This is a genomic window from Mesorhizobium sp. M7A.F.Ca.US.005.03.1.1 (assembly GCF_003997975.1).
GTDB classification, from domain to species: Bacteria; Pseudomonadota; Alphaproteobacteria; order Rhizobiales; family Rhizobiaceae; genus Mesorhizobium; species Mesorhizobium ciceri.
This window is the reverse complement of sequence record NZ_RZRO01000014.1, coordinates 1-15,732: the sequence shown is the minus strand read 5'-3', so window position 1 is coordinate 15,732 and position 15,732 is coordinate 1. Positions and strand designations below refer to the sequence as shown.

The following is a 15,732-nucleotide window of genomic DNA, read 5'->3' as shown; positions in this document are numbered from 1 at the left end:
GCCGGTTCAAATCGACTTTCCCAACTACTTTACACTGCATGCCAGCGATTCCGGAAATTGACAGGGTTCGCCGAGCGCCGTGAAGGCGACCCGCTCGACCTGCAGGGAAAGCTTGCGGCCCGGATCCGCGAACGCTCCCATCCAGCCCTTCATCGTATCGCTGCCCCAAAAGCTGAAGAATATCTTCTGTGCATGGCTGGGCAGCTTCGCCGGGTCGGTAATCGTGTTCACCAGTTGGCCGTTGACGTACCATCGCAAGCTGTCCTTCTGCCAGACGAAGGCGTAGTCGTTGAAGGCCTTCTCCGTGCCGCCCGGTACGTCGACCAGTTTCTCGTTCTTGCCCTTGCCCGCGATATAGGCGTTGACCTGCACCTTGGAGGTGTCCTTGGTCAGGACCTCGAAGTCGATCTCGTCCCAGGGCTGCTTGTCGCTTGGACCGATATAGGTGAAGAACGCGGCGTTGAGGCCGGAGCCGGTATCGGTCTTCAGCCGTGCCTCATAGGTGCCATAGCCGAAGCGCTGCTTGGTCTGGATCTCGCCGCAGACGTAGTCGCGATCCTTCAGCGTCTGCTTTTCGAAGCCGAGCGACAGCACACCATTCGACAGTTCGACCATATTTTTCGACCAGGTGCAATTCTGATGGCTGCCGTTGTTCCAGCCGTCGGAAACATACCAGCGCGTGCGGTCGAAGCTTTTGAAATCATCGACAAAGGACGGCGATGTCGGAATGTCCTGGGCATGGGAAGGGGTTGCCAGGAAACCGCCAAGAGCAGCCAGCAGCAACGCACCGAGCGACCCCAGCCGCCGGGCGGCTTGTCCGGTCCGATATGCGAGAGGCGGTGCGTCAATTGCCGTCGTAGGTTTCGGATTCCAATTCATACCAAACTCACCTTTGCGCTGTGTGTCCCCAACCCAAAGTCGACGTTCGAACCGCTCCTGCACGAGCCAACCTTGACCTCCTTGTGACCCTCTCGATTGCTTCTGCTTCCCGCCTTGCATCAAATCTGTTGCAACAGTTCCGAGCCTTCACGTTCAACCTCTGCCGGCGCCTGCCGGCCAGGCGAATTCCGCCGCGGCGGCCGAGGAGGCATCCTCGTCAAAGACCATATCCAGCGAATGACGGAGCTCTTTCATCATGCCGTCCTGGCGCGACAGCGCCGCGATGCGGCGCTCGCAATTCAGGATCGACTGTGTCAGGGCGCTGACTTCCGAAGACCGCTTGTCGGAAGCAGAGCCGTTTTCCATCGCTTCGACCAGAAAGGCGGCGTTGGTCGACGTCGTCCGGTAGCGATTCTCAAGCCCGGTTCTCTCGGCCTCGATCTCGGCCGCAATCTGCTCGAACAGCTTTGCCAGACGATCAAGACGTGAAACATCGGCCTGACGGTCGCGGGCCGGATCCCTTGATCTGAAACCGAATATCGAGGCCATGAACTCAGGTTCCCGTCATCGCCGGCTTGTGGGCCGGGCTTCTGGCCGATCCCCGCAGCCGGGGCTCAAAAACTCGTGTTGCGTTGTCGTGCTCCTTTTGAGGGAGAGACATCAGACCAATCCGATCGGGGGCCAAGTTCGGCTGGTCGTCCACTATGCTGCACCGCAACATAGACTGCCATCGTCGGAGCCGCGAGGCAACCACCCAATTCGTAAACTCATAAATCCGGCCGAAATGGTTTGCGTGATGACATGCCGCGAGTGGACAAATCGCTGCATCGGGACCACTCTCAGCGTTCCTTGCCCGTGCTGGTTCCGGCCATCAGAAAGCGCAGCGGCGGCACAGGCTTTTGGCTGGACACAAGGCCGACACGACGAAACAGCGCCTCGAGCTTGTCGGAAGCCACGCCCTGGACGATGGGGACGAGGTTGGACAAGCTGGCGAAGGCGTAAGCCGCAGCCGAGCCCAGCCCCCGCTCGGCCTTGACGTCAAGGAAATTACGCAGCCGATATTTGTCGCGCACGTGCCGTTCATGCCGCCGCAGCACCGCCTTCGAGCCTTCCGGCAGGCTGTCGATCGCCAGCAGCGCCAGATCCGCATCGGCCAAACGCTTCAAGTCCTGGGTCTTGTGGCGGCCGCTCAGGGAATCGGCGCGGACGATGGCGCCGTAGCCGCAGGAGCGAATGACCTTGAACCGCGCCCCGCATGCGACCGCGCGGGCGTAGAGTTCATAGTCCTCGCCCAGCCGCAGGCTCTCGTCGTAGCTCAACCCATGGCGGTCGAGGAAGGCACGGCTGATCACCGGCTTCAAAAAGCCCAGTTCGCCCCTCTGCACGCGGCGTCTGGAGATGTTGCCTTCGACGAAACGCTCGAAATCGAGGAATTCCGGATCGGCGGCAAATTGCGGCGCGACGATTTTCGTCGCGTCGCCTGTCGCATCATCCCTGATCAGCATGATGTTGTCGGCGGCGAAATCCCAATCGGCGCCGGCAAACAAGTTGCGAAACCGGCCTTCGAGGAAGAAATCGTCGGCATCAAGAATGCTGATGAACGGCGATTTCGAGCCGGCGATGGCTGCGTTGCGGGCAAAGGAGGGGCCGCGATTGACATCGAGGCGCATCACGGAGAGCCGCCCGCTGCCATCATCGGCGGATCGTGCGACACCGGCGGTGTCGTCGGTGGAGGCATCGTCGACGACCACGACCTCCGCCACTTCCGGTTCGCGCAATGCGGATGCGATGGCGACGGCGATTGTCGCTGCGGCGTTTTTTGCCGCGATGATCACGCAGACCTCGGATTTCGTCATCGACATGGATTTGCCTCTCGTACAGGTAATATCGATTTGCCCTCGCCCCGTACTCGTTCGATGCACTACAGAATTGCCATCAGCATCCAATTTACCTTCAGCGACTCGCCGGCCGCTCGAAGATGCGGCGGCTGATATCGGCGGACGCCGCCCAGCCTGCTTCGGCCAGATAGCGGACCGGCGCGCGGCCGCACAGTTCCCAAAGCACCGTTCGCCGCTGCGGCCACCGCAGCGACGGCAGCCACGGCGCGATGACCATGCTGAGCAGATCCTCATTGCCGATGCGCGGCAGGATCCTGGTCGCGCGCTGCGACAGCAGCGTGCTGGCACCGCCGAGCAGCACGTCGGCGGCGCGCAGGCCAAGCAGCAGCGTGTCGTCCAGACCTTGCGCGGTAGCGGCATCGAGCAAACGCTGCTGATCCGCCTCGTCGAGGCGGCCGGCGCTGGCGCCGATATCACAGACGTATCCGGCGCAGGGTTCCCGGTTGAAAAGTGCCTTGGCGACGCTGATGCAGGACAAAAGCAATGTATCGGCCACCGAGGTGAACGGCACCGTCGCACCGGCGATTTCGACCTGTCGCTTGCGCCGCAGGAACCCGTCCGCGTCGCGCGGGCTTGGCGAGCCGGGCTGCTGGAGGCGGTAGTGGAGATCGACGGTGGACGACCTCGGCCCGTCGTCCCGGGTCATGTGCTGTTCGCCGAGGAAGCGGACCCACCAGACGGAGCTCGACTTGCCTGATACCTCATAGCCGATCTTGCGAAGCGCATCACGCGCCCTGAAAAATCCGAGCGGCGAAACCAGGATGTCGACATCGCCCGAGGGCTTCATAAAATGGTCGTCGTAGAGAAGTTGCTGCTGGAACGGACCCTTCAGAAAAACGAAATCGATCTCGCTGGCGCGCAGCACGTCCTGGATCGCCATCGAATCCATGATGCAGGACGCGTTCATCGAAACCGTTTTCCTGCGGTAGGTGTCGAGCCATTGGAAAAGCTTAGTTGGCCTCTGAAGCGCGGGTGCGCGCGAAAGCGCCTTGAGGACAAAGACGGCGACCTTGTTCAGCCTGGCAATCTCGGCAATTTTTTCACCGTCTAGATGGCGCATCGAAACGTCGCCCGCGCCCGGGCCGGCGAAAAACAATCGCAGGCAAGCCTGCACATAGGCCACCTCGCCGGCACAGCCGGCGGCGCGCAATCGTTCGTATGAGCCATCCGGCAAGGCCATTTAGCGCACAGTCTCCCAAGAAAGCGTTTCGCGCCGACACTTATGCTGCAAGTGCGAAGCAAGCATCACCAAAAACCTCGATGCCGTAAAGCCTTTCCTTCTGCAGTGCGAATTTTTGCCACCAAAGCGTCTATCGAGGTGGCATCGGAAAGCAGTGAAAACCGCGGTTGAAATGTCTCTTGCCACGTCGGCTTAGGCAATCTCCGGACGATTTCTCAAATGGAAATTCTTTTCATTAGAGAGGCCTAAATATAGGCACAACGCAAACGGCTTATGCAAGCAAAATCAAATGCTTAAAGAATCAGCACAGGCGCGATCGTCGTGCACAAGGAATCGGCTAAAAAATGACAAGTTTTAGGCATGCCGCTCATGTGACGACGCCAGCAACCGTAATTGATTAACAGAAAGTAAAACAGTCTTGACTCATAAATGCTGCCGTGCAGCTATTGCATTGCAGCATAAAAGTGCTGACGGCACTCGACAGGCCGTTTCCAGTCCTAAATCGGAGAGTAAAATGGAACAGAATGTTGAAAAGCATGAATATGAAACGCCAAGCCTGACGGTCCATGGTTCGATTGAGACCATCACCCAGGGCGGCGGCGGCAGCACGGCGATCGACGCATCGTTCCCCGCGCATACGCCGATTGGCGACCTGACGTTCTCCTGAGACTTACAGCCGATTCCAGAGTGACATGTTGGGACTCTGGATTCAAAAGCAGACGTAAGAGGGGTCGGGGGGCCAGCCTCCCGATTTCTCCTGCGCCACCTGGAGATGTCGCAGCGTTTTGTCAGCGAGGTTTGGGGATGAACGGGGAGCTATCCGACCGTGATCTGGGCGACCACGATAGCGTGTGCGCGACCAAGGATGCCGTGGCTTGCGAGTTCGGAGATGGCTTGGCGCTGCTCAATCTCAAATCCAATGTCTACTACAGCCTGAATGGCGTCGGCGCCTTCATCTGGGATTTGATCCAGGAACCCCGGTCGATCGGCGACATCCGCAGCGCCGTGCTTGCGCGCTACAATGTCGACCCGGCGCGCTGCCAGGCCGATGTCGACGCATTGCTGAAGGGCCTGGCCGATAATGGGCTTGCGAGACGGCATCATGAGGCACTTGTCTAAGCCGGTCCAGCACAAGTCCCTGGTTTCACGGGCCCTGGTTTCGCGGGCCTTGTCTTCGCGGGCCTTGTCTTCGCGGGCCACGGCTTTACGGCAGGAACCGGCGAGAGAAACAAACGTCAAGCAGACGAAGCGCGGGGGGAGCCGGCGCGGGCTGGTCAGGATTTTCTCCCTGAGTGGCTCGGAAATGATCTTCCTTGGCTATTGCCTGCTGGTGGTGGCGACAGTTCGGCTGGGGCTGACGCTGTTGTCCTACAATCGTGTACGCAGCCTGGTGACGCGCCTCGACGCGCGGCAGTGCGCCTCAATGGGCGAACTGCGGCGTGTCGCCTGGGGCGTTGCCGCCGCGGCCCGTTTCGTCCCTTACGCCACGTGCCTGACCCAGGCGCTCTCCGGCCAGTATATTCTCGCCCGCCAAGGCAATGAATCGACGATACGCATCGGCATCGAACGTGGCACAGGCGAGCAGTTGAAAGCACATGCCTGGCTGGTCAGCGACAACCATATCGTGCTTGGCGGATCGATCGACGGCTTCGCCCATCTCGTCGACCACGGCAGCCGATGAGCGGCGTCGCCGGAATCCTGTTGCGCGGAGCAAACGCACCGGCGGTCGCGGCGGCCGACATTCAGCAAATGCTGGCGCGCATGCGCCATCGTGGTCCTGACGGCAGTTCTTGGTGGCTGGACACCAGCATCGCCCTTGGCCACGCCTGGCTCAACACATCGGATGAAGTCGGTCCGGGCCCTTTGACGATGGCTGGGGGCCGGCTCGCCATCACCGCCGATTGCCGGCTGGACAACCGTGACGAGTTGCTGGCCAGGCTCGGTATCCGCGACCAGTCGGTAGCCGACGCGATCGTGCTGATGCGGGCCTATCTGCGCTGGGGCGAAGCCTGCCCGGAGCATCTGCAAGGCGATTTCGCCTTCGCCATCTGGGATGACGAGCGGCAATCGCTGTTTTGCGCGCGCGATCATTTTGGCGTCAAGCCGTTCTACTACCACGCGGCGGACCGGCGTTTTGCCTTTGCGTCGGAGATCGGTCCGATCCTGGGCGTCGAGGGTATCCGCGCACGTGTCAGCGAGCGCCAGATCTCCGGCTTCCTGGCCGGGCTTCCCGACGACCCGCAGTCGACCCCCTACAGCGATATATTCAGCCTGCCGGCCCGCCACAGCCTAACCGTCACCGCGCAACAAGTGATGCTGCGCCGATACTGGCAGATCGAGCCGTCGGCGCGGCCCTTGCGGTCGGATGCATCGGAGGAATTCGCCCATCTGTTCTCGCAATCGGTGCGCAACCGCATGCGAGGGACCTCGGCGGTCGGGGCAATGCTGAGCGGCGGCCTCGATTCCTCGTCTATCGCCTGTGTCGCCGGCCTGCAGAATGCCGCCGCGCGCAAGCCGAAGCTGCCAACCTTCTCGCTGATTTTCGAGAAGGGCTCGCCGATGGACGAGCGGCCCTTCATCGATGCCGTTCTCGACCAGCAGAAGGTCGACGCGACGCTGATCCCGGTTGGCAACTATGCCCCATTCGCCGAATTCGAGCGCGTGCTGGAAGAACAGGAAGGAACGTTCCTGGCGCCGGGCCTGACGCTCACCCGCGGCATCTACCGGACTGCCGGCGCCAAGGGCATCAAGGTGCTGCTGGACGGCCATGGTGGCGACGAGGTCGTTTCACAAGGCCACGGCCACCTGCACGAGCTTGCGAATGGCGGCCGATGGATGGATCTGTGGCGCGAGGTCCGCAGCGCATCCAACACCTATGGCGACAGCACGCTTGGCCTTTATCTCCAGTTCCTGACCCTCTACGGGCCGGCCTGGCGCATCGCCAGGCTGAGGCATATGGCCAACCGTGCCCTGAACAAGATCCGCAAGCCCGCGCAAGTGTCGCGCGCACGAAGCTGGCGCGACCTGATCAATCCGGACCTGGCCAAGCGCACCGAGCTTGTCGACCGGTTTCACCGGGCCGGCTACATGCCGCCCGGCGTCCAGGCCAGCGATGCCTTGAGCCATCGCTGGATCCTGTCGAACGGCTATGTCCCGCATGCTTTCGAGGTTCTCGACAAGGCCGCCGCCAATTTCGGGGTCGAGCCGCGCTACCCCTTCTGGGACAAGCCGCTGGTCGAGTTCTGCCTGGCGTTGCCGGGCGAGGAGAAGCTGAGCCACGGTTTTGGCCGCTATGTGCTGCGCCGCGCCATGCAAGGCGTATTGCCGGAGGCGGTGCAGTGGCGGCGCGACAAGATCGACTTCACTGCCAATCTCGTCAATGGCATGCTGCGCAACCATCGCGACCTCCTGGAACAGCTGCTGGTCTCGGATGCGAACCGCATCGCGCCTTACGTCAATCTGCCGCAAGTGAGTGCCGCCTATGCGCGGCTGCTGCGCCAGCCCGATCAGGCAGCCCCCCTGGATGTCCAGTATGTCTGGCGCTCGGCCTCGCTGTCGCTCTGGCTGCGGCAGTTCCAGCATGGCGGGAGCCCCGCATGATGCCGCGCAACGAGCCGCTCGCTCTATGCAATGATGATGCCTTTTCGCATGGCCGGGCCATGCGAGAACGCCGCTTCTACCGGGCCTACGGCCTGACCATCGCGTCGGAGGTGACGTTGCCCGAACTGCAGCCGGCGGCGCCGGGGGCGGCGGATGTCGTGATTGCCGTCGGCGCGATCGACCTGCCAAAGCCCTCGCCCGAAGCCGCGACCGACTTTCGCTTCGAGCCGGACCGGCAATATCTGGCGTGGCATGCCGTGGGCGCGTTCCTGATCACCGATTCCAGCCGTATCGACATCGAACCGGCGCCCGGCGTCGACGACGCGCTGCTCGCGTTTCCGCTGCTTGGTCCGGTCATGGCGCTGCTCTTGCACCGGCGCGGCCTGCTTGTCCTGCATGCCAGTGCCATCGCCGCCGCCGGCACGAGCGCCATCTTCATGGGTGACAAGGGAGCCGGCAAGTCGACGACCGCAAGTGCGATGATCCGGGCCGGGCATCGACTGCTTACCGATGACGTGGTGGCGCTGGACCTCGCCAATCCGAGTGAGCCAATGACCGTTCCGGGCTTTCCGCAGATCAAGCTGGCGGCCGACGCCGCGGCGGCGATCTCGCTTGGGGAAGCGGAAGTGCGGCCGCAAGTGCATGCGGCGATCGACAAGATGCAGCATCGCCTGAACGGTAGCTTTTCGGGCGACGAGGTGCCGGCGACCAGGATCTATATCCTCGAGCGCGGCGAAAGGGCTGACATCACGCCCTTGCCCGCCATTGCCGCCCTGCCGGCCATCATCAAATTCTCCTATGTGACGCGCTTCGGCCGCGCGGCCCTGCCCGGCGACTTCGCGACGGCGCATCTTCGGCAATGTTCATGGATTGCCAACCATATCGGCGTGTACCGGCTGGAAGTCCCGACGGGCCTGGACAGGATCGGCGAAGCCGTGGAACTGATCGAAAAGGATCTGTCGGCTGGCAGCCGGCGGTTGTGAGCGCAACCATGTCGAAGCCCCCAATCCTTCGCCTGTCGCTGTTTCGAGAAATTGCCGCCTTCGGCGCCACCATTGCCCGGATCGGCGGCCGGCGAACGTGGACGGCGCTGTTCTTCCTCATCCTCGGCAGCCTGACCGAGGGCATTTCGATCCTGCTGCTCGTCCCGCTGCTGCATCTGGTCGGACGTGCCGACCAGGATTTCGCTGTTCGGCTGCCCAATGATGATTTCGTGCGCTGGCTGGTGCCTGATGGCACGCTGCAACTGACGACCGTGCTTTGCGCGCTGGTCGGGCTTGTTGCGGCGCAGGCGGCGTTCAATCGCTTCAAGTCGGTCTACATGGCCAAATTGCTGTTCGATTTCATCAATCGCGTTCGCATGAACCTGTTCGAAAGCATCGGCAAGGCGCGCTGGGGCGTTTTTACACGCATGCGCAGTTCCGATCTCGATCATGCCCTGACCGGCGACATCGACCGCGTCCAGGGCGCGGCTTTCGCACTGCTGATGCTGGTGCAGATCGCCGTTCTTCTGGCCGGCTATCTCCTGGTTTCCGTGTTTATCTCGCCGGTCATGACGCTGTTTGCCGTGGTCATCGGCATCCTGATGTTCGTGGCGCTGCGGCCCTTCCGGGCACGGGCCACTGCCTTCGGCCGTGTGCTGACCGCCAATCGCCAGGACCAGTACCGGACGGTCTCGGAATTTCTCGGCGGCATCAAGGTGGCCAAGAGCCTGAACGTCGAGGACAGCTATTTCGCGCAGCTGCGGTCGACGCTTGAGAGGATGAAGGCCGACAACATCGACTATGTGCGCAACAGCACCATCGGCACTGCTGTATTCCAGGTGGCGAGCGTCGTGGGCCTGAGCCTGTTCATCTATGTGGCTTTGGTCCGCTTCAACCTGTCGCTGGCCGAGATCGTCGTCCTGCTCCTGGTCTTCATGCGTATCGCGCCGCGCTTCATGGACATGCAGACGCAGGCCCAGCAAGTGCTGATCAACCTGCCCGCCTTTACGGCAATGCGCAGCCTGCAGGCACGTTTCGACGCCGAACGCGAACCCGGCCATACCGAGTTCGCAGACGCCGGGACACTCTCCCTCAATACGGGATTGAATATTCGCGGCGTGTCCTTCGCCTACGGAGATACTGTCGACAAGGCGGTGGTGAGCGGCATCACCTTCGGCCTGCCGGCCGGCAAGGTCACCGCCCTGATCGGCCCGTCCGGATCGGGCAAGAGCACGATCGCCGACATGCTGCTTGGCCTGCTGGAGCCCACCACCGGCAAGATGCTTGTCGATGGCGTCGAGATCGATGCCAGCAATCGCCGTCGCTGGCGCGACCAGGTGGCCTATGTGCCGCAGGACGTGTTCCTCCTGCACGACACGATCGCGGCGAACCTGCGCCTCGCCGCGCCAAGGGCCAGCGATGGCGATCTGTGGGCCGCGCTGCGTCAGGCGCACGCCGGCGAGTTTGTCGAACGGCTCGACCTCAGGCTCGAGACGGTGGTCGGCGATCGCGGCGTGCGGCTCTCGGGCGGCGAACGTCAGCGCATCGCGCTCGCGCGCGCGCTGCTGCGCAAGCCGTCGCTGCTCATCCTCGACGAGGCGACCAGCGCGCTCGACTGGCAGAACCAGTCGCTGATCGCCAGGTCGATCGACGGATTACGCGGTACGATGACGATCCTGACCATCGCGCACCGGCCGTCGATGATCGCCTTCGCCGACTGGGTGGTGGCGATGGAAAACGGCCGTATCGTCGAGGTCGGCCAATATCAGCGGCTGAAGGAAAAAACCGGCAGCCGGTTGTCGAGGATGCTGTCGGGGGAACAGTCGGAGAGCGAACCCGCTGATGTGGCGTGAGCCGGCGGCCAGGACGCGTCGCGCCGAAACGGATTCACGCGGCGCTTTGGTCCCTTTGTCTCGAAGCATGTCGTTGCCGCCAAACCGGCCACGTTTGAGCAGTCTGCATCAATGCAGGCCGCGCCTGGCACCGCCCAGCTTCTCGCTTTCGGCGACCTCGGGTGCGTTCAGTTTGCGCTCGGCGTCACGAGCTATGTCGGCAGGCGTCGGCGCGCTCCTGGCGATCATGGTGTAGATGAGCACGAAATAGCCGGCCTGAATGGTCACGGCGCAGATGATGACACGCACCAATATCGTGCCTATCGACGCACCGCCCAGCCAGGACCAGCCGACGACGATCGCCAGAGCGAAAATCATCCCGAGGATGAATTTTGGAAGTGCCATACCCAACAGCCCATAAACCGGCTCGGGTATTATCGCGATTGCCCCACCCGAGCACCGTCCCTTGTCATGTGGGCTTGTTAAGGTCGCCCACTCTCGACCGGTTGCTTCCGGCCTTTTCCACCTGTCCTCACCGTGACAGGTATAATTTGCAATTCTATTAAGGCGAGCAATAGGCGGCAAGGGCAACTTCGGTTATTTTTGATCGAGCTTTTTGCGATCGACTCTGCCATGTTGCAATGCACGCAACGGGAGCTAGGCCGATATCCTCTCGTCGATATCTTTTAGTAAAATGGGCAATATTAAGTAGTATTTTATACGGTTTTGACCAAGCATCACGGCATGATGAAGCACTGATTTGTACCTCGCCTTGGCAAATAGGTAGGTCCGCCTAAAAACCGCCCCACAAAGGCCTCTATTTTTTCGGCTGTGCCCATTTATTGTCACAAATGTGCTAAATATGCCGAAATTTGTGCATGGCAAGCTTATTATTTAGTCATTTCATGACGTGACTATTTCAACGGGGTGGTAAATTGTGTGTTGCGCTGCAACATTTTTTGGGTATCGTGTGGTGAACCATTCGTTCAACGCATGGAGTTTACGGCATGAGGGACGTTGCCAAGTCAGCCACCGCGAGCTTTTCGCAGGCTGACATCGATTTTCCGCCGCCGATCGGCGGCCTGCTCAAACGCAGCTTCGATATCACCGGTTCACTGATTGGCTTGATCGCCCTCAGCCCGCTATTTGTCATGATAGCGCTGCTCGTCAAGTTTTCCGACGGCGGCTCGATTTTCTACGGCCACAGGCGAATCGGGCGGGGCGGACGGATTTTTCCGTGCCTGAAGTTCCGCACCATGGTTCCGGACGGCGACAAGGTGCTGGCAGCCTATCTCGCCACCAACCCGGACGCCAACGCGGAATGGATCGCGACCCGCAAGCTGAAGAACGACCCGCGCGTCACCCGCGTTGGAGCGGTGCTGAGGAAACTCAGCCTCGATGAGTTGCCGCAGATCATCAACATCCTGCAGGGCGATATGAGCCTTGTCGGTCCGCGTCCGGTTGTGCGCGACGAGCTGGAGATCTATGGCACATCCGCCGTCTACTACCTGAAATCGCGTCCGGGCCTGACCGGCCTGTGGCAGGTCAGCGGCCGCAACGATGTGTCCTATGACAGCCGCGTCGCCTTCGACCGTCACTATGTCGAGAACTGGTCGCTGTTCGAGGACGTTCGCATCATCATCAAGACCGTCCCGGCCGTCTGGATGTCGCGCGGTTCTTACTGACCGGCCGGTGGCCAATGCCAGACATTGGCGTCGGCCATTCGACGCAAGCTCATCGGGCGATGGGGCTATAGCGGATCGGAACGTTGAGTTGAAAACAGATTTGTTCGAAACCTTTCGCAGCGGCCCGGATTCCGGCCGGCTGCGGCGGGCGCGTTTGCTGGCCACATGCCTTGCCATGGCCCTCGTCGTCCCGCACATCGCCGCCGCCGGCGACTATCGCCTCGGCTCGCAGGACAAGCTCACCATCCGCGTCGCCGAATGGCAGACCGTGGAAGGCACATTCCGTGACTGGTCGGCGGTGAATGGCGAGTACACGGTCGGTCCATCCGGCACGCTGTCGGTGCCGTTCGCCGGCGAACTGCCGGCCTCCGGCAAGACCACGTCCGAAATCGCAACGGCGATCGGCGAGGCTTTGCAGAAAAAGCTCGCTTTGTCAGACAGACCGGAAGCCTCGGTCGAGATGGCGCAGTTCCGGCCATTCTACATTTCGGGCGAAGTCCAGAACCCCGGCCAGTTTCCTTATGTGCCCGACCTGACGGTGTTGAAGGCCATCAGCGTCGCCGGAGGCATCCGGCGAAACGCCGACTACGGCCCCCAGCTCGGCAAGGACCTGGTCACCGCCAAGGGCATGTTCGACATCTCCGACGACCAGCGCATCCGACTGATCGTAAGGCGCGCCCGCATCGATGCGGATATGGCCGGAAAGGCGAGTTTCGACGTGCCGAAGGAGGTCGAGGGCGATCCGAGACTGCCAGCCATCGTGGCGGACGAGATGACGATCCTGACAGCGGACCAAAAGGCGCTGAAGCTGAAGCTTGAAGCGCTCGACGATCTCAAAGGGGTTTTGGAATCCGAGATCGAATCGCTGCAGAAGAAGATCGTCAACCAGCAGCAGCAGGTCGACTTGGCGCAGCAGCAGCTCGCCAGCATCGGCCCGCTGGCGCAGAAAGGCCTGATCGCCAACGCCCGACTGCTGGATTCGCGCCAGTCGGTTGCCGACCTGCAGGGCAAGATCCTGGACTACGAAACCGCCATCCTCACCGCCAAGCAGGCGATCAGCAAGGCGAAGCAGGATGCTATCGATGCCCAGAACACCTTGAGTTCAAGTCTCGCCACTGACCGGCAGCAGACCGAAGCCGACCTGAACGAGGCCGCGTTGAAGGTGAACATGCAGAAAGGCCTGATAGCCCAGGCCAGCGATCCCGCGATGGCGGCCGCTATGACAAATGATCAGCAGCCGACCCTGCTCTATTCGCTGGTGCGCAATGTCGACGGCAAGACCACCGAAATAGCCGCCAAGGAAGAAACCCCGGTGCTGCCCGGCGATGTGATCAAGATCAAGCTGGCGCCGCTGGCCAGCCAGTAGACCGACTTCCAACACGATCCAGTGTTTCGAGCCAGAGCCTCACCCGACAAACCGGGATGAGGCTCTGGCTCAGTTGTTTGAACCCCTGCGGAAACTATAATAGCCGTCTCGGGATCGAGGCTTCCCGTCCGAGCACATGCTTGCTCAAAAAGGAAGACCGCCCCCTTCAGCCCGCGAGATGATAATTTATGAGGGACCGGCGCCCGCCGGATGGCCGGCATACCGAGGCCAGTCAGTCTCGCCCCCGGCCGCGTCAGCCGGCTCCAGAGCCGGCGACCGCCGCCTGCGGGTAACAGGCAGCCGCGCCAGCTTGAAGAAGCTGAAATACATCAGGAAAGAACCCATGATGTAGGGGTTGAGTATCTCGACCTCGACGAAGGAGCGGATCAGCAGCAGGACCATCACGCCGAAAAGGATCACCGAGTCCGCCTGCCATGCCTTGAAGATCACCGCCGAGACGTGGCCGTAGAGCGTGCGCAGCATGATCAGCGACACCAGCGTCGCTCCGACGAAGCCGAGTTCGACGAGGGCCTCGATATAGGTGTTGTGGAAGTGGAAGCCGGTGCGGGTGGTGATGTAGAATTCGTTCCACAGCCGCTCGGCTTCAGCGAAACCCTGCACCCAATAGGCGGCATAGCCGACGCCGAGAATCGGCGATTTCTGGACCGTGTTCCAGCCTTGCTCCCACAGATAGGTTCGCCCGGTGAGCGTCGAATCCTTGCCGAAGAGGCCGAGGACGAAGTCCATCAACCCGAGATTCAAGGCGACGAAGGCCGTCACGACCAGCAGGCCGGCGCCGATCAGGAAGATGACCCGGCGATAGCGTCGTGACAGAAGTTTGCTCATCGCAAGAAGCGCCACCAGCGCCAGAACCGCGGGTATCGAGGCCATCGAGGTGGCGGAATGCGAGGCGACCAGGACATAGGCCGACAGCAGCACGACGGGCACCGCCAGGATGAAGCTCAGCCGGCCGCGCCTGTAGAACGCAAGGAAGACGACGCAGAAATAGATGCCGAGCGAGCCGACAAAGCCGATCTGGTTCTTGGAGGCGAAGGCGCCGACGAAGTTGACGGTGCCGTCGAGGACATCCTCGGAATAGTTCCCGACCTTCAGCGAATAGATGAGGACGACAAATATCCCGATCAGCGCCCCTATGGTCAGCGTGCGCACGCTGACGGTGCGCGCAGCTACGTAGGCGCAGGCAATATGGGAAAAATACTGGACCGACGTCCTTGCGGTGACGCCGGGAGCCTGCGACCAGAAAACCGAGAAGCAGACATAGGCAGCAAACAGCAGCGGCAGCCAGGCGCTGGACAGATGCCTCACAAACCGCCGGTAGTCGACCAGGATGAGCGGGAGCCAGACCGCATAGTAGGCCAGGATCAATATCTGGCCGAAGATGACCGAATAAGAAAACGCCCAGATCGAAACGGCTACGGCAAAGGCGCCATAGACCGAATTCTTCTCGGGATCGATCAGCAGGGACTTTGGAATCTTCATCTCAGAGTCCCGCCGACACGACCCAGGGCCGGCAAGCCATGAGCCGGCCGGAATCTTCGCAGACATGGGCGTGCAATAAACGGCGTCTCCATTGTGCAGTGCAATATAACCTATTGCGCCCGGCGCTCAATGGCAAATCCGGTCACCTTGTCTTACAGCGAGGCATCTGCGGAGAGATCAGCCGGTTGCGTGTCCGAGACGCTACCAAAGCGCTCCGCCGGTGATCTGGATGTTTTCCATGGTGATGCCCTTGGCGAGATCCGAGCACAGGAAGACGGCCAGAGCGGCAATCTCCTGCGGCTGCAGCAGGCGCTGCTGCGGGTTGCCCCTGGCGATCTCGGCCATCGCTTCCTCTGGCGTGCGCCCCTTGCCTTCGCGCTCGACGACCTGCGCCACATTGCGGCGCATCAGTTCGGTCTCGACCCAGGTCGGGCTGATCATAACGCAGGTGACGCCATGCGCCGCCCCTTCCAGCGCCACGCAGCGGGTGAGACCCAGCAGGCCGGCCTTGGACGCGCAGTAGGCCGGGTTGTCCTTCCACCCGACCAAGGCGGCCGTCGAGCCAATGTTGACGATGCGGCCCCAGCCGCGCTCGATCATACCCGGCAGCACGGCACGCGTGACGCGGAAGGCGCCGGTCAGGTTGGTGTCGACGATCTTGTCCCAAAGCGCGTCGGAATGGCCGCAGACCGGCTGCTCGGCGGTGGTGCCGGCGGCGTTGACCAGAATGTCGGCGGGGCCGATGGCCGTCTCGGCGTCAGCCGCGAAACGGTTGGTGACGTCGCTGTCGCGAACGTCAAGGTGTGCGG

Annotated in this window: 15 protein-coding genes; 8 read left to right on the top strand and 7 right to left on the bottom strand. The window is 61.7% G+C overall.

The features are described from left to right. Positions 1–24: 24 nt before the first annotated feature. The 4 genes from EN990_RS09075 to EN990_RS09060 form a co-directional block, all read right to left on the bottom strand. A complete protein-coding gene (locus EN990_RS09075) occupies positions 25–879 on the bottom strand; it encodes a family 16 glycosylhydrolase (RefSeq protein ID WP_024501832.1) in 855 nt (284 codons plus the stop codon). A 153-nt stretch (positions 880–1,032) separates the two neighbouring features. Then, positions 1,033–1,428 (bottom strand): hypothetical protein, encoded by a 396-nt coding sequence (locus EN990_RS09070; RefSeq protein WP_127369213.1) that lies wholly within the window; start codon positions 1,426–1,428, stop codon positions 1,033–1,035. Between the two features lie 290 nt (positions 1,429–1,718). Further along, positions 1,719–2,741 (bottom strand): glycosyltransferase, encoded by a 1,023-nt coding sequence (locus EN990_RS09065; RefSeq protein ID WP_013528112.1) that lies wholly within the window; start codon positions 2,739–2,741, stop codon positions 1,719–1,721. Positions 2,742–2,832: 91 nt separating this feature from the next. After that, positions 2,833–3,957: a nucleotidyltransferase family protein gene (locus EN990_RS09060; RefSeq protein WP_127367920.1), complete on the bottom strand. Its 1,125-nt coding sequence runs from the start codon at positions 3,955–3,957 to the stop codon at positions 2,833–2,835. 514 nt (positions 3,958–4,471) lie between these two features. Between EN990_RS09060 and EN990_RS09055 the strand changes: the two genes are divergently transcribed. From EN990_RS09055 to EN990_RS09030, 6 genes are all read left to right on the top strand, one after another. Further along, a complete protein-coding gene (locus EN990_RS09055) occupies positions 4,472–4,624 on the top strand; it encodes a lasso peptide (RefSeq protein WP_010913078.1) in 153 nt (50 codons plus the stop codon). A 137-nt stretch (positions 4,625–4,761) separates the two neighbouring features. Continuing rightward, the gene (locus EN990_RS09050; protein ID WP_013528114.1) at positions 4,762–5,076 is read left to right on the top strand and encodes a PqqD family protein; all 315 of its coding nucleotides are present in this window, start codon (positions 4,762–4,764) and stop codon (positions 5,074–5,076) included. Positions 5,077–5,260: 184 nt separating this feature from the next. Next, positions 5,261–5,638: a lasso peptide biosynthesis B2 protein gene (locus EN990_RS09045; RefSeq protein ID WP_245460866.1), complete on the top strand. Its 378-nt coding sequence runs from the start codon at positions 5,261–5,263 to the stop codon at positions 5,636–5,638. Further along, complete coding sequence (locus tag EN990_RS09040) at positions 5,635–7,557, top strand: lasso peptide isopeptide bond-forming cyclase (protein ID WP_127367918.1); 1,923 nt, start codon at positions 5,635–5,637, stop codon at positions 7,555–7,557. The genes EN990_RS09045 and EN990_RS09040 overlap by 4 nt, the downstream gene beginning before the upstream one ends. After that, positions 7,554–8,540, top strand: a complete 987-nt coding sequence (locus EN990_RS09035; protein ID WP_127367917.1) for a serine kinase — start codon at positions 7,554–7,556, stop codon at positions 8,538–8,540. The genes EN990_RS09040 and EN990_RS09035 overlap by 4 nt, the downstream gene beginning before the upstream one ends. A gap of 8 nt (positions 8,541–8,548) precedes the next feature. Next, positions 8,549–10,393, top strand: a complete 1,845-nt coding sequence (locus tag EN990_RS09030) for an ABC transporter ATP-binding protein (protein ID WP_127367916.1) — start codon at positions 8,549–8,551, stop codon at positions 10,391–10,393. Between the two features lie 108 nt (positions 10,394–10,501). Here EN990_RS09030 and EN990_RS09025 read toward each other — a convergent pair whose 3' ends face one another. Beyond that, the gene (locus EN990_RS09025) at positions 10,502–10,777 is read right to left on the bottom strand and encodes an exopolysaccharide production repressor ExoX protein (RefSeq protein WP_013528119.1); all 276 of its coding nucleotides are present in this window, start codon (positions 10,775–10,777) and stop codon (positions 10,502–10,504) included. 602 nt (positions 10,778–11,379) lie between these two features. Here EN990_RS09025 and EN990_RS09020 point away from each other — a divergent pair. Beyond that, positions 11,380–12,057 carry a sugar transferase gene (locus EN990_RS09020; protein WP_013528120.1) on the top strand — a complete coding sequence of 226 codons (678 nt, stop codon included), beginning with the start codon at positions 11,380–11,382 and terminating at the stop codon, positions 12,055–12,057. Positions 12,058–12,157: 100 nt separating this feature from the next. Next, entirely contained in the window at positions 12,158–13,423 is a 1,266-nt protein-coding gene (locus EN990_RS09015) for a polysaccharide biosynthesis/export family protein (RefSeq protein WP_164753485.1), read from the top strand. A 186-nt stretch (positions 13,424–13,609) separates the two neighbouring features. On the opposite strand, the gene EN990_RS09010 is transcribed toward EN990_RS09015, so the two are convergent. Both EN990_RS09010 and EN990_RS09005 read right to left on the bottom strand, forming a co-directional pair. After that, on the bottom strand, positions 13,610–14,923 hold the full coding sequence (locus tag EN990_RS09010) for an O-antigen ligase (RefSeq protein WP_127367914.1): 1,314 nt from the start codon (positions 14,921–14,923) through the stop codon (positions 13,610–13,612). 201 nt (positions 14,924–15,124) lie between these two features. Next, a partial coding sequence (locus EN990_RS09005; protein ID WP_127388286.1) for an SDR family oxidoreductase occupies positions 15,125–15,732 on the bottom strand: 608 nt, incomplete at its 5' end.